This window comes from Desulfovibrio subterraneus (assembly GCF_013340285.1).
Taxonomy (GTDB): domain Bacteria; phylum Desulfobacterota; class Desulfovibrionia; order Desulfovibrionales; family Desulfovibrionaceae; genus Halodesulfovibrio; species Halodesulfovibrio subterraneus.
The window spans coordinates 997385-1016245 of record NZ_BLVO01000013.1 but is presented as its reverse complement, the minus strand read 5'-3'; the positions used below and the strand labels follow the sequence as shown (position 1 = coordinate 1016245).

Sequence of the window (18861 nt, the reverse complement as noted above, 5' to 3'; positions counted from 1 at the left end):
CCGTTTTTTTATGGAGTGATTCCGTGCTTCTTCAGCAGTTCATACAGGTGACCGCGGGAGACCCCTGTTATTTCAACGGCGGCCGGAATGCTGCCGGATACGTGCCTGAGCACGTCGTTGAGATACTGTCGTTCCGTCTCGTGGCGGTGTTCCTTGAGCGACACAGGTGCGTTCATGCTTTGCGGATCATTTGGGACCGGAGTGGAATGAACAGAGGGAGATGATGCTGCATGGGAACCGTTGCTGCCGTTTTGACCTGCACTCATGCGGGCAACCTGAACCCTTATTTCCGTCGGTAGCTGCCGCGCAAAGAGAATGGGGTCGTCAAACGATGCGGTGCAGGATCTGTCCAGCGCATGTACCAGTTCGCGGATATTGCCGGGCCAGTCATACGTGTTTACAGCTTCCAGAAAGTCTTCTGAAGGGGTTTTGCCGCACACGCCGTATCGGGCACAGTGCTTGTCCAGATAGTGGGTTATGAGCAGAGGAATGTCGCCATGCCTTTCGCGTAGCGGCGGCAGGGGAATGGTCATGCCGCGCAGCCGGTAGAGCAGATCCGAGCGGAACAGGTCCAGCCGTACCATTTCATGAAGATCCTTGTTGGTTGCGGCGATGAGGCGGAAGTCGCTTTCCGCTTCGCGGCTGGCACCCACGGGACGGAATCGTTTGGATTCAAGTGCACGCAGAAAAGCCCCCTGAATGGGAAGGGGCAGGTCGCCGATTTCATCCAGGAAAAGGGTGCCGCCGTGCGCCAGAGTGAGCAGGCCTTCGCGGCTTCTGTCCGCTCCGGTAAAGGCTCCCTTTACATGGCCGAAGAGCTGGCTTTCCAGAAGGGATTCCGTAAAGGAGGCACAGTCCAGCGTCACAAACGGTTTGTCGCGTCTGCGGCTGTTCAGGTGAATGGCGCGTGCAAACAGCTCCTTGCCGGTGCCGGTTTCTCCCTGAAGCAGCACATTCACGCTGGTTGAGGCGGCCTCCTGCGCGAGTCCCAGTGCCGTTTGAAGGGCAGGGCTGTTGCCGATTATTTCCGGCCTGAGAAAGGTTTTGACTGAGTTCGTGTTTTCTTTCTGCTGGCGGAATGCCAGAGCGCGGGTAAGCGAGAGCTTCACCTGATCCATCATCAGGGGTTTCTGCAGGTAATCCCACACCCCGTGGCGCACGGCCAGTTCTGCTCCGTCGGGATCCCCGAATCCTGTAATCACAATAATCTCGGGCTGGCTGGGTAATTGCTTGAAGTCCGGCAGGTGATTCAGGCCGTTTCCGTCCGGAAGCAGCACATCCAGATATACCAGATCACATGCCGACTGGGCGGCGAGCAGCAATCCTTGTGCAATGCTCGGTGCGCTCAGCGCCTCGTGGCCCATGCTGCCGGCAATTTCAGCGAGCATGGTACGCACCATCAGTTCATCATCAACAATCAGTATCTTAGACATGAGGTGTCTCACCATTCTTCAGAAGGGTGTTGATATGGGCCGTCAGTGCGGGCATACATTCAAGCATCGCTTTAAGTTCTTTGTCGGCGCCGGGGCTTTCATCAACACAGGATATTTCTATTTTCTTTGCAATTTCATGCAATTGCGTTGCAGACAACATGGCTGCGGAGTTCTTGATTGCGTGAGCCAGCCTTCTGGCTTCGGCCCAGCTACGTTGCTGCAGGGCTGTTTCCAGTTGAGAGCAGCGTTCCGGCACCTCTTCAAGAAAGGCTGCACACAGACGGAGCAGCAGTGCCTTGTTGCCTCCCATGGCTTCAAGGGCTTTTGCCATATCCATGGGGGCAGCACTATCGATGGTTATGCCGTTGTTCGATTGTGTGGACGTTGTTTCCGGCGCTTCCGGTACGGAAGGCTTGGTATGAGCGCGCGGGGGCGTCGTCGGTACTCTGCCAGTTTCTGGGAATAATGTGCATAACGTTGCTGCCAGCGAATCGGCTGTCATGGGCTTGCTGACATAGGCGTTCATGCCTGCTTCAAGAAAACGTTCTCTGTCGCCCTCCACAGCAAAGGCCGTGACTGCAATGACCGGCAGGTCGGCCGGTATGTCCGGATGCACGCCGGAGCGGATGGCACGGGTTGTTTCGATGCCGTCCATTTCCGGCATCTGCACATCCATGAGCACGGCGTCGTAGCGGACTTTGCGGAGAAGATTCAAGGCCTCGCGTCCGTTGGAAGCCACGTCCACGCTGTGCCCGAAACCGCTCAGTATTTCCTTGAGATAAGTACGGTTCAATTGGTTGTCGTCTGCTACAAGCAGGTGGAGCCTGGGCACATCATGGTTGCAGGGAGTAGGGTCTGATTCGGGTACCTCAGTCTCCGAAGGTTGGAACAAGGCCGTGAACGAGAATGTGCAGCCTTCTCCCGGTGAACTTGAAACACTGATACTGCCCCCCATCATCTCCACAAGCTGGCGGGTGATGGCAAGGCCGAGCCCTGTTCCCACCTGTCCGGTGGCCAGTGCCTGTGATCCCTGAGTGAAGCTGTCGAAAATGGTGGCGTGCTGGCTCGGGTGAATGCCCATGCCGGTATCGCTGACGGAGAAAGAAAGCATGCATCCTTCATCTGACCGTTTCACCAGATGCACGGCAACGGAAATGGTGCCGCGCTCCGTGAATTTGACCGAGTTGCCGAGCAGGTTGCCAAGCATCTGCCTGAGCCTGAAGGAATCGCCCAGCAAGGTATCCGGCACGTCCGGTGCGATGGAATAGGAAAGGGCAATGCCCTTTCTGGTGCAGGCAAATTGCACGACCTTCAGGGAGCTTGCGACCAGAGCGGAAAGCGAGAACGGAGCAATGGACAGTTCCATGCGGCCCGACTCTAGGCGCGAAAAGTCTGTGATGTCGTTGACGATGTCCAGAAGCGTTTCGGCAGAAAGTTGCAATTGTGATGCGTATTCATCTTGTTCCGGGGTTGTGGCGTCGCGCCTGAGCAGCTCGGCCATGCCGATGATGCCCGTGAGGGGGGTTCGCATGTCGTGGCTCATATTGGCGAGGAACATGCTCTTCATGCGGTTGGCAACTTCTGCCTGCTCACGCTTGCGTATGACCTGAAATGCAGAGGTGCCAATGCCTATGAGACCCACAAGGCCGATGAGAAAATAACCAAGCCCCATGCGGTTTATGTTGTCCTGCCCGAGCTGCAGGAGCGGAGCAGCGGCAATGGAAACGCTTATGCCGCCACGTACGCCTCCTTCCTTGTCATCAGGCCCCTTGTGGCAGGTAAGGCATGACTTGGTGGCGAAGAGGGGGGCCATGTAGCGGAAGCGCGCTGTCTCATCCAGTTCGTTGATGAGTTGGAAGGCTTCCTTCTCACCTCTCTCGAATTGTTTCAGGGAATTATGTTCCCAAAGATCGGGAGCGTTGTTGGGGCGCAGGGGTTTCAGGCTGGTTATGTGAAAGCTCACCCCTTCGGTATCGGCAAGAATTTCGGATATCTGGCGAGTCATGTAAGCCGGATTGATCTTGGTGAGCCGCTCTCCCTTGGTGGTGACAATGTCACGTTGAGGGTCATCCAGATAAGGGTTGGGGCTGACTCTGTCTGTCACCATCACATACACGCCCCCGTGGGCCGAGTTCCACTCTCTGGTGGAAACGATCTGCAGAAAGAAGGCTCTTGCCTGCCGCAGTGCAATGTCGTTGACGTGCTTTTTCTCGCTGACGGCGCTCCAGCTGAACAATGCCAGCAGGAGGAGTGTCCAGACCAGCAGGAATATGCCGGGCAGCACGGGAATGCTGTGCTTGATCCTCATGGTCAGTCATCCTGTTGTATTTGTTGTTTGTCCGAAAAATATGAACGCTGTTGTCATGAAAATCGGACATTATCGTCAGATATTTATGACACGGTGCGGACTTTACGTCCAGTACCAGACTAATGTTTCTTTTAACGTTGCGTTTTTATATTATTTTTATATATTCATGTAACATCGTCAGTTGGCACACATTTTGGACTAGTCTGCACATAACGTGTCGAACTGTCGACCAAAACACATGCCGTTGTGTCGTTGTGAAGTTGAAACGTTGTGAAGGGAAAGCCATTCAGGAGGATAGTAATGTCGTTGACCAAAGAAGGGAGTTCCGCTCGAAGGTGGAGAGCCATGCTGCTGGCCGGGTTGGCCGGTGTGGCGCTGACTTTCGGTGCGGGGCTGGCGATGGTGACAACCGACAGGGCAGCTTTCTGCGGCAGTTGTCACGCCATGGAAGAGGCGGCGCTGACGCACAAGCAGTCGGTACACGCCAAACTGTCATGCAACGAATGTCATGCGCCGCATAACCTTGCGGCCAAAATTCCGTTCAAGGCAGTTGCAGGCACAAAGGACATCTATGCCAACACCTTGGGAACCATTCCGGATCTTATTCATCCTCAGGGAAATACCCTGAATGTGGTGCAGGCAAACTGTGTGCGCTGCCACTCAAGCACCGTGATGACCGTGAATATGGGAAGCAAGGATAACTGCATGTCCTGCCACCGCCATGTGCCCCACACCCCAAAGAAGCCAATATCGACGAGGAAGGCTGCCGATGCTTAAGAAATTCTCTGCCGTTGCCGGTGTTATCGTCGTGGGTGCCGCCATTGCGCTCACTGGTTGTTCCGATGCCGTGGAACCGGTCACTCCGACCTACAAGACAAATCTGGACAAGGCTGAAATACGCAATTCCGAATTCGGAAAGGTGTTTCCGCTGCATTATCAAACCTACCTGCGTAACGATGAAGACAAGATCATGACCGAATACGGCGGGTCCGTGCCGTATAACAAGCATGACAACGTGAACCCGCTGCCCAAGGGCTACAAGCACGCACAGCCCTATCTGAAGAACCTGTGGCTCGGGTATGCGTTCAGTTTTGAGTATCGTGCTGCCCGTGGCCACACCTATGCCATTGAAGACATTCTCAATATCGACCGTATAAACCGTTACAGCGAGAAGGGCGGCCTGCCCTCCACCTGCTGGAACTGCAAGACGACCATGATGCCGGAGTTCATCGAGAAATATGGCGATGATTTCTGGAAAAAGGACTTCAACGAGTTCCGTCAGGCCATGGATGTGAAGGACCATGCTATCGGCTGTACCAACTGCCATGAAGCCGAGACCATGGAACTGCAGCTGTACAGCGAGCCGCTCAAGGAATTCCTCAAGGTTCAGGGCAGGGAATGGAAGGACATACCGCGTAACGAAAAGCGCGCCCTCATGTGTGGTCAGTGCCACGTGGAATACTACTTCCAGAAGCCTGAATTCGGCGCGGCCCAGCGCCCTGTGTTCCCGTGGACCGAAGGGTATGATCCCGAGAACATCTACACGTACTACAAGGGGCATGGCGATTCCAAGATCAAGGGATTTGAAGGCCAGTTCTATGACTGGATTCATCCTGTCTCCCAGACTCCCATGCTCAAGGCCCAGCACCCCGAATATGAAACCTGGATCAACGGTCCGCACGGCTCCGCCGGTGTTTCCTGCGCGGATTGTCACATGACGTACAAGCGTCTCGACGGCAAAAAGAAGATTTCCGACCATCAGTGGACCTCTCCGCTGAAGGACCCGGATATGGCTGCCTGCCGTCAGTGCCACACCGACAAGACGCCTGAGTACCTCAAGGGCCGCGTGGTGGATACGCAGGAAAAGGTGTTTGCCCAGCTGCTCATCGCTCAGGAGGTCTCCGTACGGGCGCACGAAGCCATCCGCCGTGCATCCGAGTACACCGGGCCCAAGTCTGCAGACTATGATGATCTCATGATCGAAGCCCGCGAATGGTGCCGTAAGGGGCAGTTCTTCTGGGATTACGTTTCTGCCGAGAATAGCGTTGGTTTCCATAACCCGACCAAGGCTCTGGATACCCTTGCCAAGTCTCAGCAGTTCAGCCAGAAGTCAGTAGATGCGGCCGTCCGCGCTTCCAACTTCACCATTGCGAAGGATCTGGCCGGTGACATCAAGACTCTTGTTCCGCCGATTATGGAACACAGCCGTGAACTGATGATGGACCCCGCACATCTGCAGACGCACGAATGGCTCAAGTACCTCAAGCCCTTCCCCAAGGCGCAGCAGGTATGGGACGGCAACAAGCGCCTGATTCCCGCTCCTGAAAAGAGCTAAAGCAGGAAACAGAATATGATTGGGCCCCCGCAAGGGGGCTCTTTTTTGCAGAGGGTAGAGCAGGACATGACTGCGGACACAAAAAAAGCGGAAGAATTACCTTCCGCTTTTTAGTGCAACCAGCATGCAAAATTAGGCTTTGATGCTTCTTGAGATGAATCGTACCATTTCGTCATAGAGGCTCGGAGGAGCATACGGCGTCAGCAACTTGGTACGAATTGCACCAACCAGGTTACACTGGATGGCGGTTGCGGTTTCATGGGGAGGCAGGTCTTTCTTTATGGAACCGTCCTCAATGCCGCGGCGTACGTGGTATTCCAGTTCGCGGGGAACCTGATTGAATTTTTCGTACATGGTGTCGCGGTCGGTCTTGGTTTTCATGTCCGAATAAGGGGAGCAGCGGACCAGAACCATGAAATAGGAATCTTTCTGAATGGAGAATTCCAAATACTCCCGGCTGAAATTGACCACAGATTCGTAGCCGTTTTCACCGCGTGCGCACGCCTCGCGCAGGTGGATCAGAAAGTTGTCCAGAACATCCAGCCCTGCGGCAAGAAACAGCTTTTCCTTGTTACCGTAGTGATGGGTAAGAAGACCCAGCGCAACCCCAGCGCGTTCGGAAATCTTCTTGAAAGTGGTTTCAGCGTACCCGTACTCCCCGAATAGCTCTTTGGCTGCCAGAAGCAGCGCATCCTTTTTCGTCATTGTCATACACTTGGCCTATCTTTTATGTGGTTCAGGCAATATCCGGATGCAGCCCATTGCATCCGACGGAAGAATTGCCAATCAAGCCTTAAGTTATAACACTGTTTGAGCACCCAAAAGTCCATTAGCTCACAATAGTCGAACAGTCAATCAACAGCTGCAATACTCTTGCTTTCCTGCATAAAGTGTTACTTGCATGGATTAGCGCCGAGTACTTTGTTTTGCTGCAGTTGTATCTTTGCCGTTTCCTCAAGCTGCGCAGGACAGAAATTATTCAGATATGAGACAATGCTGTTAGTCAGTTGTCAGAAATGGCTGCTCCGAGGTTCTCGTAAAAGAAGAGCCCCCTTGCGGGGGCTGAGAGAGAAGAGGAGCGTGTTATAGAAAAATTCTTAACAACCTGACTGCGAGCCACCTGTTGCTCTGCCTGATGATTGCGGAAGGTATCAGAGAGAACCAGTTCTTGCCAAACTGAGCGCTCAAACAGTCGATGGCTAAAACTAGTCCCCGCACGATCTTCTGTCAATATAAAATGGGGTTGGTGAGATGAAAGAATAATCTGAAGAAAACGCAATGCCCTGAATATACAAGGGGTTTAGTGAAAAATATTATTGCAGAAAATGATAGTGTTTACGCGCACAGTGCTCGCACTGCGTCGTGATCATGCGGCAGTGCAAGGCGGGTTAAGTCCACTCTTTGAGTGATGCGCTAATAAAATCGCATACATGCTGATGCTCGGCCTTGCCGTTGCCTTCAATGACCATGGGGTCGCCGAATCGCATCATGACGGGGTGAGAAACCGTGATCGGCCCGAAGTCTTTGATAAGCCCGCCGGTACCCCACGCATTGGTTTTCAGCGCAAGCGGCACGACGGGAACCCCCGCCTTTTTCGCAAGCTTGATACCAATGGAATTGAAGGTTGCAGGGTTCAGCTCGTCGCTGCGCGTCGCCTGCGGAAAGACCACGACGGAGATGCCTTTTTCAAGGCGCTGCACTCCACCTTCAAGAACCGCTTTAAGGTCTTCTCGCGGGTTGGTCCGGCCAACGGCAATGGGGTCTCGCGAATGCATCACCCATCTGAAGAAGGGGTATTTCATCAGGCTCTGCTTAACGACAAAGGTTACATTGCGGTAGGGTTGTATCACCGCGGGGAGCACAAACGTCTCCAGTGTGCTCATGTGGTTGCCCACGAAGACGCAGGGGCCATCAAGCCGGGTAAAGGCCTGCAGGTTCTCGAAATGAAAGGTGCCACCCACACGCTCAAAGGCGCGTACAATGGCCAGACTGCTTTTGACCCATTCTTCGGGGGTGAGTCTGTCGTACTTGGCAAGACGGGATGCTGCCCCGACAATGGCAAGCATGGACGGATAGAAACACAGATTGGGAAACAGTCTGGCTATGGGGTTGGAGGCATTTTCAGGAGTAGTATAGGTATTGCCGTACATTACTGGATAAACAGCCATGGCCTTTCCTTCAATCGTGTAAGAGGTGAGCATGCATGCCCCGTCCGGCAGGGGGGCCATTCTCCGGTTCTGTGGTGGCCGGTACGTGGAGCAGGCTGTGTAACGGTTCTGTAACAGTCCGGACGGCGCGAAAACTACGCGCTCTTGCCTGCAAATGCAATCATCCTGTCTTTTTTGAGAAGCATCTGCCCGAAGACCTTGGCGCTGTAAGGATTTTGTCTTCTGTGCTGGACAAGCTGCGCTTTTCACGGCAAAAGCTTCACAAGCCTAATGATGGCTGAAATTTCCAACTTCGGAGAGCTCATGAGCCAGAACGAACCGGATAAGATTATTTATTCGATGATGCGCGTGACAAAACGTCACGGACAGCGCGAAGTGTTGAAAAATATTTCCCTTTCCTATTTCTACGGTGCCAAAATCGGCGTGCTGGGCCTTAACGGTTCCGGTAAATCTTCCCTGCTCAAGGTGCTTGCAGGTGTGGATAAGGATTTCGAGGGCGAAACCGCGGTTTCTCCCGGGTACACCATCGGCTACCTTGAACAGGAGCCGCTGGTTGATGAAACCCGCACCGTGCGCGAAGTGGTTGAAGAAGGCGTTGGCGATGTGATGCAGGTCATCAGGGAGTTCAACGAAATCAACGCAAAGTTCGCCGAACCCATGGAACCCGAGGAAATGGACGCTCTTATCGAGCGTCAGGCCGTTGTGCAGGAACTCATGGACAACAAGGGCGGCTGGGATATCGATTCCCGTCTGGAAATGGCCATGGACGCGCTGCGTTGTCCCCCTGCGGACACCCCTGTTTCCGTGATTTCCGGTGGTGAAAAGCGCCGTGTGGCCCTGTGCCGTCTGCTTTTGCAGAATCCGGACATCCTGCTCCTCGACGAACCCACCAACCATCTGGACGCAGAATCTGTCGGCTGGCTGGAGCGTTTTCTCCAGACCTTCCCCGGCACCGTCATTGCCGTAACCCATGACCGCTACTTCCTTGATAACGTGGCAGGCTGGATTCTTGAGCTTGACCGCGGCCGCGGTATTCCGTGGAAGGGCAACTACTCCAGCTGGCTGGAGCAGAAGCAGCAGAGACTGTCCGTGGAAGAGAAGCAGGAATCGGAACGTCAGAAGACCCTGCAGCGCGAGCTGGAATGGATACGCATGTCTCCCAAGGGGCGTCATGCCAAATCCAAGGCACGCATCAGCGCTTATGAATCCCTGCTTTCCACTGAGTCAGAGAAGCATGCAAAGGATCTGGAAATCTACATTCCTCCGGGACCGCGTCTCGGCAAGTCCGTCATCGAGGCTGTGAATGTTCAGAAAACCATGGGTGAGAAGCTGCTCGTGGACAACATGAACTTTCTTATCCAGCCCGGTTCGGTTGTGGGCATTATCGGTCCGAACGGTGCCGGTAAATCCACTCTGTTCAAGATGATTACCGGTGACGAAAAGCCCGACGGCGGCGAGCTGAAGCTGGGCGAGACCGTAAAACTGGCTTATGTGGATCAGGGCCGTGACACCCTTGCCGCAGGCAAGTCTGTGTATGATGTCATCTCCGAAGGGTATGACACCATCAAGCTGGGTACGAGAGAAGTGAACTCCCGCGCATACTGCTCGCGTTTCGGCCTTACCGGTTCCGATCAGCAGAAGTCGGTGGACGTGCTTTCCGGTGGAGAGCGCAACCGTGTGCATCTTGCCCGTACGCTCAAGTCCGGTGCAAACGTCATCCTGCTTGACGAACCCACCAACGACCTTGACGTAAACACCATGCGTGCGCTGGAAGAAGGCATTGAGAACTTTGCCGGCTGCGTGCTGGTCATCTCGCATGACCGTTGGTTCCTCGACCGTATTGCAACGCATATTCTCGCCTTTGAAGGCGATTCTTCCGTTGTGTTCTTCGATGGTAACTATAGCGAGTACGAAGCGGACCGTAAAAAGCGTCTCGGCAAGGATGCCGACCAGCCCACCCGCATCAAGTACCGCAAGCTTACGCGCTAACGCGGTATATTGAACTGATTCCTGAAAGAGGCGGACATTGTCCGCCTCTTTTTTTTGCAAATTATAATTGGGTACAGCAATACAGCATGTATGGTGGAGTCTATAGTAGCTTAATACTTGTGATGTCGAACCTTTTACGGAGCGGACTGCTCAAAGGGGGTACGTATGCGATGGTACAAGCCGGCCCTGTGGACTATTGCAGGAGTGCTGCTGGGGTTCCCCATCTTCAGCATGACCTATTACACAATGGTTCGCACCTCCACGCCCGGCTTCTGTGCTTCCTGTCATGAAATCCGACCTGCATGGGAGGCTTGGAAAACCTCCACCCACGTCAACAACGCACAGGGGATAGTTGCGGACTGCATGGACTGCCACCTGCCTGCACCGCACGATACGGTGAACTTCTTCTACTCCAAGACCTATCATGGGCTGAAGGACGTCTATGCCCATGTCATGATGAGCAACCCTGTCGAGGAATACGACAGGGCAGCCATGCGTGAACGGGCATATGAAAGCTTCAATAATGAGCAGTGTCAGAAGTGCCACCGGAATATTCTGTATATCCCCGGAAACAGAGGAGCAATGCTGGCGCATCGTACCGTGTTGTATCCGCGTCCCGGTTACGAGCGCAAATGCGTGGATTGCCACAGGAATCTGGTTCATGTGGATCGTCCGCATTACCAGTACAAGCAGTTTTCACCTCCGTACAGGGCTACGGGACTCAAGCTCTAGTGAACAATCAGGTAACTGAGGAGGCTTTCCCGATGAAATGTATGTCGTTGAAGGGCTGGCTGTTGCTGATAGCGGTTATGCTGCTGGTTGTGCCGGCAGGCACCGCCAAAGCTGCTAACAACTATCCGAAAATGAAGGAATATCGTATTGAAAGAAGCATGCCGGATCAGGCTGTTGCCTGTATCGAGTGCCACCGTGTGACCACGCCCGGCCTGTTTGCCGACTGGGCGGCCAGCAGGCATGCCTCAGCCAACATTACCTGTCTTGATTGCCATCAGGCTGCCGATGAGGATGCCGATGTCTCCAAGGCGCATTTTGAGTATTACAGCCGAGGTGACATGCCTTACGGCAAGGCGCAGTACAAGATTCCCGTTGCGGCTGTGGTTACTCCCAAGGACTGTTCCCGTTGTCACCCCGACGAAGTGACTCAGTACAGCCGTTCCAAGCATGCAAACACCATTGAGATAATGTGGAAGATAGACCCGTGGCTCAACAAGGGCATGAACTCGGATAACGAGCGCAAGACCGGCTGTTACTACTGCCACGGTACCATTCTGAAGATTGAGAACGGTAAGCTTGATTCATCCACCTGGCCCAACGTGGGCGTGGGCAGAGTGAACCTTGACGGTTCGCTGGGCTCCTGTACCAGCTGCCACACCCGTCACCGCTTCTCCGTCATGGAAGCCCGTAAGCCGGAAGCCTGCGGCCAGTGTCACCTTGGTCCGGACCATCCCCAGATCGAGATCTACAAGGAATCGAAGCACGGCGACATCTATGATACCTTCGGCGACCAGTACAACTGGAATGCCGCCGGTGGCACATGGACGGCAGGTGTTGATTACCGCGCCCCCACCTGTGCGGCCTGTCATATGTCCGGTTCCGGCAAGGTTATGACCAGCCACGATGTGACCGAGCGTCTGTCTTGGGAAACGCAGGCCCCGCTGACGGTTCGTCCTTCCGAGTTTGCGGCTTTCCCCGCCAAAACCGACTGGAAGGTCGAAAGAGCGAAGATGAAGGATGTGTGTCTGCAGTGTCATGGCAACGCGTGGGTCGATGATTTCTACGTTGATTTCGACAAGGCCGTCGAAGAGTACAACGAGAAGTACTACAAGCCTGCCAAGACCATGCTGGACGATCTGTACGCAAAGAAGCTGCTGGATAACACCACGGTCTTTGATGAAGAACTTGAAGTGGAATTCTATGAACTCTGGCACCATGAAGGCCGCCGCGCACGCATGGGTTCCATGATGATGGCTCCCGACTACGCATGGTGGCACGGTTTCTATGAGTGCAAGCACCGCTTTAACCGCTTCATGGAAGGCGCAAGAGAGCTTATCAAGCACAACACGCCTGCATACCGTTATCCCGACTTCCCGAATACCGGCGGTGATACCACCAAGCCTCCGGCAATATTCGGCAAGAAGTAGAACCGAATCCGGGAGAGACTGGCAGTCTCCCCAATATCAAGCGCCCCCGACCTGGAGAGATCGGGGGCGCTGTATGTTTGTATGGCGGAAGATGGCTATTGGCCGAGAACCCGCAGATAGGAGCGGACCCTGCGCACGCCTTCAATTTCCTTCGCGTACTTGATGGACAGGTCAATCTCGCGCTGGTTGCCCACACGGCCCATCAGCAGGACATTGCACTGGATGACGGCAACATCCACGTTGGTGGACCAGATGCGGTCGTCGGAGATGAGTTCCTTTTCCAGTTCGCCGCGAATCATCAGGTTGTCTGTGGTGCCGCAGCCGTCATCCTTCACCTTGGGCAGAAGGTAGTAGGTAACGTTGGTCACACCATCCACATCCTGGGCAATGGAAATGGCGCGGGCGCGCTGTGCATCACTTTCATACTCACCATAGAGGTAGGCATGGCCCTGATACACATTGGCCCCTATGTCGAGTATGCTGACCAGCTTGTCTTCAAGAAAGCGGGCCTTGATTTCCGCCGTGATATACTTGTCGGTTGCAACTGTTTTAACATCCCGTTCATCAACGCTTGTTTTGTAGATGGCACAACCCGAGGAAAGTGTCATAAGCATGAGTGCTGCCAGAAGCAGTAATACGCGCTTCATCATGATATCTCCCGTTTTGATTCAATGTCCTGCTGCCTGCGGTTCATGCCCCCCCGGTCCATACCGCGCCCAGCGTCATAAACACCTACTACATCATCCGTTATGGCAACGGATCGCGCACGGCGGTAGTAGCGTACCAGATTCCGATAATCCGATTCATAGCCTTCGTAAACTTCCCAGCCTGCGCAGCGGTTCTGCACAAGATCCCGTGAAAGGCACATGCACAGCGGGTCTACGTTGGTGGGACGGAAAAGCTCCCTTCCTTCCACATGCTCAGGCAGGTAGCCATTGGCAAACGCTTTGCTTACATCAATGCGGGCGATCACGAGTTCCGCATCGGGATACCTGCCGAAGATGACAAAGGCTTCGGGGGCCAGAGTGTTGTCGTCATCCAGAAAGATAATTCGTGTTCCTTTTGCCACCCGCAGCAGAATACGGCGTATGCCGTTACCGAAATGGCCCTGTGCGGGCAGGTTCATAAACCGCAGAAAAGGGTAGTCGCACACTTCTGGCCCTTGTACGCCATCATAGCCGATAAGCATCTCAACAGCCGAAGCATCAAGCCCCGCATGCAGCATCGCGGTATGAACACTTTCTATGGCCTGTGCAAGGGCCAGAGGGCGTTTGCCCGCGCTTGGCGTTATGATGCTGAATATGGGGCCAGTTGCCATGTGTGGTACCGCTTACGATTTTCTCTTGTTCAATTGCCGGAACCACGCCGCTATGCGGGGTTCCATACCATGTTCCTTGGGTTGGTAGAAATGTCTGTCTTCAAGCCCGTCGGGCAGATACTGCTGTTCCACGTGTCCTTCAGGATAACTGTGCGGGTACAGGTAGTTCTTGCCGTATCCCCAGTCTTTCTGAAGCTTGGTGGAAGGATTGCGCAAGTGCAGCGGCACAGGACGCGGGCCGTTTGTCTTGATTTCTTTGGCCGCCGCAAGATAGGCCGCATAGGTTGAATTGCTCTTCTTTGAAAGTGCAAGATACACCACACACTCCGCCATGGGAATGAATCCTTCAGGCATGCCCACGAATTCTATGGCCTGCTGGCAGGCAACGGCAAGCTGCAGGGCCATGGGGTCGGCCAGACCTATATCCTCCGATGCGGAAAGAATGAGGCGGCGGGTGATGAAACGGGGGTCTTCCCCGCCTTCAAGCAGGCAGGCAAGGTAATAGAGCGCGGCATCCGGGTCACTGCCGCGGATGGACTTGATGAGTGCGGATGCCAGCTCGTAGTGGTTGTCGCCGTCCTTGTCGTGCCGGATAACCACTTCGGGCAGGGCGGAGCGCAGCTTCTCGAATGTGCGCGACTCTTCGGGCAGGGCCGCCACATATTCAAGAAGGTTGAGCATGGTGCGTGCGTCACCGTGCGCAACGCCTGCGATGAAATCGTAAGACTGGTCTTCCAGTGTGAAGCCGCTGGATTCCGCGCCGCGCCGTGCAAGCTGGATCATCTCCGGTCTGCTCAGAGGACGCAGACGCAGCACGTGCAGCCGCGAGAGCAACTGGCGGGTAACGCTGAAAGAGGGGTTTTCCGTCGTTGTGGCAATCAGCGTAATTTCGCCCGACTCGAGCAACGGCAGAAAGAAGTCCTGCTGGGCCTTGGAGAAACGATGCAATTCGTCCAGCACCAGCACATCCACGCCGGTGAGGGATTTACGCAGTTGCTGCAGGCCTGCCTCCGGCGCGCTTACGCGCAGCCAGTTTTTGCCTGTCTGTCGGGCAAGCAGCAGGGCCAGTGTGGATTTGCCGCAGCCGGGAGGGCCGAAGAGCAACAGGCTGGGCAGCCGGTTGGCATTGCCAAGGGCGGTTATGCGCGCCTTCAGATGTTCCTGGCCGACAAAGTCATCAAAGGATTCCGGGCGGATTTTGTCCGCAAGCGGCTGGCGTACGCTCACGGCCTGCCTCCATTCTCTGTGGGAGACGATGCGTTCAGTTCGCGGTGCCACCAGTCCAGCCCGAGGCAGAGCAGGGCTGCGGTTTCCCACCGCAGGATGCGGCGACCAAGGCTGACGGGGGTGAAACCGCCTTCGGTAAGAACGCGCACTTCTCGGTCGGAAAAGCCGCCTTCCGGCCCGACGACAAACAGGGTTCGCCCGTTACCGCCGAGCATGGCAGGCGAAAGCAGGGCCGAGGGAGACTGTCCTTCCCACAGGATGAGGGTGCGGTCGAATTCCGGTGCCAAAGCCACCAGCCCTTCAACGCCTTCGGGAATGGTACGCAGTTCAGGCAGCCACGGGTTTACGCTCTGCTTGGCTCCGGCGATCATCTGGCCTTCCCACGATTCCTTTATGTCTTCAGGAACATGCGACTGGGAACGGTCCGCCTGCCAGAGCCACACCCCGCCTGCTTCAAGTTCCACAGCTTTTTCAAGCAACCAGCCGCGTCGCACGGATTTGGCCCAGCCCAGAGCAAGCACTGTGGACCCCGACGGGGCAGGATGTTCAACCAACACTTCAAGGGTTAGCGCAACACGCTGCTTTTCCGTGGCGGTAATGCGGAATGTGCCTTCGCGGCCTCTTCCGTCCAGCAGGCGGATAAGGTCGCCTGCGCGGGCGCGCAGTACCTTGACGAGGTGCCTGGCTTCCTGCCCTTCAAGTGCGTATGGTTCCCGCCATTCTTCGGGCGGCAGATAGAACGTTTTCAAGAATCAAGACTCCGGAATGGGTAAAGTACTGTGGCGCGATACGTAAGGTCGGTAACTCTATTGCGCATTCTTAACAGGCATGGGGCGGTCTGCCAACACCAATGCGTCCGGTTCCCCTTACAAAATGGACGACAGATCGCAGCAAAAAGGGGCGGCCAAAGCCACCCCTTGAACAAGCATGGAGAAACAGGCGAGCCGGTTAGTCTTCAAGCTTCTTGCGGGCCGTGCCGCCCTTGAAGAAGGGCAGTTCGGACCGGGTTGCTTCCAGCCCTGCACGGGCGGTCTTGACGACAAAGTCCGTTTCTTCGGCGTATTCCTTGGCCACGTAAGCAAGGGCCACGGAATTACCCACAGAGGGGCAGAAGGAGCCGCTGGTGACAATGCCCACTTCCTTGCCGCCCTTCGAGTCGGGCAGGCAGACAACGTCGTTGTGACGTGCGGCCCTGCGGCCGGGGATGGTGAGAGGAATGAGCATTTCGCGAACTTCCGCATCCTTGCCCTTGCCGATGTATGCGGCAGGCGACTTGAGCAGCCAGCCCATTCCGGCTTCGGTGGGGTTGTGCTTGGTGTCAAGGTCCTGGCCGTAGAGGGGCAGGCCGACTTCAAGGCGCAGAGTGTCGCGTGCGCCAAGGCCCGCAGGTTCTACGCGGGAGTCGGCATTGAGCTTATCCCACAGGGCTGCGGCATTGTAGGCGGGCAGATAGAATTCATAGCCCAGTTCGCCGGTGTAGCCGGTGCGGCTGATGATGATGGTGTCGCCGTTGAACTCGGCCGTCACATGGCAGAAATACTTGAGAGAGCGGAAACCGGAACCCATGACGGCCTCAAGCACATCGTAGGCATCGGGACCCTGCAGGTCGATCTTGGCGGTCTGGGAGGAAATATCGGTAAAGGCGAGCGAGGCGGGCAGGTGGCGGGCTATCCATGCGAAGTCGGATTCGGTACAGGCGCCGTTGACCACCAGCATGTAGTCGTCTTCTCCCATGCAATAGACGATGAGGTCGTCAAGGATGCAGCCTTCTTCGTTCAGCAGAAAACCGTATCGGCATTTGCCGGTGCCGAGCGTGTCCAGATTGTGGGTGACGATCTTGGAAAGGGCGTCCTTTGCACCTGCACCCTTGAGCGTGAATTCACCCATGTGGCAGATATCGAAGATGGAGGCATGCTCACGGGTGTGATTGTGCTCCACGATGATGCCCTTGTATTGTATGGGCATATCCCAGCCGGCAAAAGGGGCCATTTTGGCGCCCTGAGCCTTGTGCCACGACGTTAACGGAGTTTGGAGCAGGTCAGACAAGGCGTCCTCCTGAGCGGTTGATGGTGGATGTTGTGGTGTGGTTGCTGGTTCCTTCAGAATCACACGGCCATATTAGCGATTCTGACTGAACTCGCGACGAGATTTGCGGATTGCTTTGAATTCGTCAAGTAGGGAGACGAGTTTTCTGTACTGTTTTTTCATCTCCATACCGTAGGGCGTGAGCTGGTCATCCCTTTTTTCAATGTAATTGCGGGTCAGGTAGCGGTCATTGAGAATGGATTCGGCAATGGAGATAACGCTGGCAACCAGTTCATCAAAGTAGCTTACGATTTCGAACTTGAGACCGTGGAGCAGGGTTGCCGCTTCGGTCAGCATGGTGCCGTAGCTGATACGTTCGCCCTTGAATTCGCGTGTGCGCAGGTCTTCAAGCACTTTGATTTTACGGGCCTGCTGGATAAAGCTGTAGCGTGTCCATACTTCCTGATACAGTTCGTTCAGGTTCCCGAACGCCTCGTAGTTGTCTGGCGAGAGCAGGTAGCCATCCAGAACCTTGACCACGTTGCCGAAAAATTCGTCGGAATAGCCGATAATTCTGCGCTGGTGCTTTGAGAGCCATGCGTAGAGGAATTTGAGCCGCTTCTCGTCCGTATCCGTGTTTTCGACAATTTCATTACGCTTGTAAGTGATGCGCCCCATGTGTTCGCCCCGGACAATGTCGTTGAGGCGAAGGAACATGTTGGTCGTGTCCTTGATGATGTTGAGATCATCGATGACCCTTCCGGTAAGGGGGTGGATAACCTCCTGCATCATCACGGAAAGGGCGCGTTCCTGCCGCACGTTGTCCGGGTTGAATTTGTGCTGTGCGTAGGTCACGCGCAAAATGACAATGCGTTTTTTTTCGTCCACGAAGAAGCCGCCTTCTTCCAGACGCCGGATAACCTCTGTCTGGTCGTCGTGCACCTTCACCAGCGCAATTTTTTCAACCAGCGGGTAATGCTTGCGCTTAGGGGGAGTATAGAGCGTTGTCAGGGTGCGGTCGCTCTGACCGAGCACCCTGATGAGGAAGCGTTCGCCCATTTTATGCAGGCGGCGAGCAAACAGGGCACTGGACGTTCTGCGCTCCGAAACAATGGGAAAGCCGTAAAGCTCCATCAGGTACTGATAGACGAACAGGCGGTTACGTTCGTATTTTTCGTTGTCGCCAATGGAAAATTTGCCAGCGCGCATGCCGAACCGCTTGATTTCCGCATCCAGTTCGGAGGGGAAGGAGGCGTAGATGCCAGAAAGGTAATAGTTGCCGAACGAATCAAGCGCCATCACCTGCGCCCTGTCCATTTCTAGGATGAAGGGGAGCAACTGGGGGTAATGGTCAAGGACGGATACGTCATATTTCATGAAGCGTTGCTTGAACGTATCCTGAATCTTTTTGGGCATGCGGTTCTGCATGGCCTGAACGTTTTGTGATATAACAGTTTGCTCAAGCGGGCATGACTTGCCTTCTGCTGTGGCAGTTTCGTCCATAAGGGAATGCAGGATGTCGAACTGGAAAATCTCGGAGAAATAGTTGATCTGCCTGTCAAAGGCGACAAGTGAGAAGCCGGGAAGATTCTTGTACTCCCACATGTCCGATTCAAACGAGGGCAGCAGTTCCCTGTTGTCAACTATGGGATAGTCCTCATTCTCGCAGAAGGGCTTGAGAAGGCAGAACTTGGTGTGGACAATATCCAGAAATTCTTTCAGCTCTATGAGTGATGTCAGATTTATGGGCGCAGCAAAGGTATTGTGGGTGTCCCAGGGGATGCCACATTGCGAAAACGCCTTTTTCCAGTCGAAACTCATGAAGCTCAAATCCTGTGGAGGCATGAAGTGATGAGGTGTGTGCGCCATGGACGTGGCGTCCTGCTTACCTTTCAAAGC

At 54.8% G+C, this 18861-nt stretch carries 15 protein-coding genes; 5 read left to right on the top strand and 10 right to left on the bottom strand.

Annotated elements, in window-relative coordinates; translation table 11 throughout:
- Positions 1-8: 8 nt before the first annotated feature.
- The gene (locus tag HUV30_RS11405) at positions 9-1433 is read right to left on the bottom strand and encodes a sigma-54-dependent transcriptional regulator (protein WP_174405571.1); all 1425 of its coding nucleotides are present in this window, start codon (positions 1431-1433) and stop codon (positions 9-11) included.
- Complete coding sequence (locus tag HUV30_RS11400; protein ID WP_174405570.1) at positions 1426-3741, bottom strand: ATP-binding protein; 2316 nt, start codon at positions 3739-3741, stop codon at positions 1426-1428. Before HUV30_RS11400 ends, HUV30_RS11405 begins: the two co-directional genes overlap by 8 nt.
- A 300-nt stretch (positions 3742-4041) precedes the next feature.
- Between HUV30_RS11400 and HUV30_RS11395 the strand changes: the two genes are divergently transcribed.
- Complete coding sequence (locus tag HUV30_RS11395) at positions 4042-4518, top strand: cytochrome c3 family protein (RefSeq protein WP_243452160.1); 477 nt, start codon at positions 4042-4044, stop codon at positions 4516-4518.
- A complete protein-coding gene (locus tag HUV30_RS11390; protein WP_174405569.1) occupies positions 4511-6076 on the top strand; it encodes an ammonia-forming cytochrome c nitrite reductase subunit c552 in 1566 nt (521 codons plus the stop codon). The genes HUV30_RS11395 and HUV30_RS11390 overlap by 8 nt, the downstream gene beginning before the upstream one ends.
- A 132-nt stretch (positions 6077-6208) precedes the next feature.
- Here HUV30_RS11390 and HUV30_RS11385 read toward each other — a convergent pair whose 3' ends face one another.
- Together HUV30_RS11385 and HUV30_RS11380 are read right to left on the bottom strand one after the other, a co-directional pair.
- Positions 6209-6787, bottom strand: coding sequence for a TetR/AcrR family transcriptional regulator (locus tag HUV30_RS11385; protein ID WP_174405568.1), 579 nt, complete (start codon positions 6785-6787; stop codon positions 6209-6211).
- Positions 6788-7464: 677 nt separating this feature from the next.
- Positions 7465-8244, bottom strand: a complete 780-nt coding sequence (locus HUV30_RS11380) for a lysophospholipid acyltransferase family protein (protein WP_174405567.1) — start codon at positions 8242-8244, stop codon at positions 7465-7467.
- A 303-nt stretch (positions 8245-8547) separates the two neighbouring features.
- Here HUV30_RS11380 and ettA point away from each other — a divergent pair, with 303 nt between their 5' ends.
- The 3 genes from ettA to HUV30_RS11365 all read left to right on the top strand — a co-directional run bounded on the left by ettA (position 8548) and on the right by HUV30_RS11365 (position 12392).
- Complete coding sequence (gene ettA / locus HUV30_RS11375; protein ID WP_174405566.1) at positions 8548-10233, top strand: energy-dependent translational throttle protein EttA; 1686 nt, start codon at positions 8548-8550, stop codon at positions 10231-10233.
- Between the two features lie 165 nt (positions 10234-10398).
- On the top strand, positions 10399-10965 hold the full coding sequence (locus HUV30_RS11370) for a NapC/NirT family cytochrome c (RefSeq protein WP_174405565.1): 567 nt from the start codon (positions 10399-10401) through the stop codon (positions 10963-10965).
- Positions 10966-10997: 32 nt separating this feature from the next.
- Positions 10998-12392, top strand: a complete 1395-nt coding sequence (locus HUV30_RS11365; protein WP_174405564.1) for a multiheme c-type cytochrome — start codon at positions 10998-11000, stop codon at positions 12390-12392.
- Positions 12393-12487: 95 nt separating this feature from the next.
- Here the strand turns inward: HUV30_RS11365 and HUV30_RS11360 are convergent, their stop codons facing one another.
- From HUV30_RS11360 to HUV30_RS11335, 6 genes are all read right to left on the bottom strand, one after another.
- On the bottom strand, positions 12488-13042 hold the full coding sequence (locus HUV30_RS11360) for a BON domain-containing protein (RefSeq protein ID WP_243452159.1): 555 nt from the start codon (positions 13040-13042) through the stop codon (positions 12488-12490).
- Positions 13039-13710, bottom strand: coding sequence for a glycosyl transferase family 2 (locus HUV30_RS11355; RefSeq protein ID WP_174405563.1), 672 nt, complete (start codon positions 13708-13710; stop codon positions 13039-13041). The genes HUV30_RS11360 and HUV30_RS11355 overlap by 4 nt, the downstream gene beginning before the upstream one ends.
- 12 nt (positions 13711-13722) lie before the next feature.
- Complete coding sequence (locus HUV30_RS11350; RefSeq protein ID WP_174405562.1) at positions 13723-14937, bottom strand: replication-associated recombination protein A; 1215 nt, start codon at positions 14935-14937, stop codon at positions 13723-13725.
- Positions 14934-15686: a 16S rRNA (uracil(1498)-N(3))-methyltransferase gene (locus tag HUV30_RS11345; protein ID WP_174405561.1), complete on the bottom strand. Its 753-nt coding sequence runs from the start codon at positions 15684-15686 to the stop codon at positions 14934-14936. The genes HUV30_RS11350 and HUV30_RS11345 overlap by 4 nt, the downstream gene beginning before the upstream one ends.
- 199 nt (positions 15687-15885) lie before the next feature.
- Positions 15886-16983, bottom strand: coding sequence for a glycine cleavage system aminomethyltransferase GcvT (gene gcvT / locus HUV30_RS11340; RefSeq protein ID WP_174405560.1), 1098 nt, complete (start codon positions 16981-16983; stop codon positions 15886-15888).
- A 72-nt stretch (positions 16984-17055) separates the two neighbouring features.
- The gene (locus HUV30_RS11335; RefSeq protein ID WP_174405559.1) at positions 17056-18783 is read right to left on the bottom strand and encodes a hypothetical protein; all 1728 of its coding nucleotides are present in this window, start codon (positions 18781-18783) and stop codon (positions 17056-17058) included.
- Between the last annotated feature and the right edge of the window lie 78 nt (positions 18784-18861).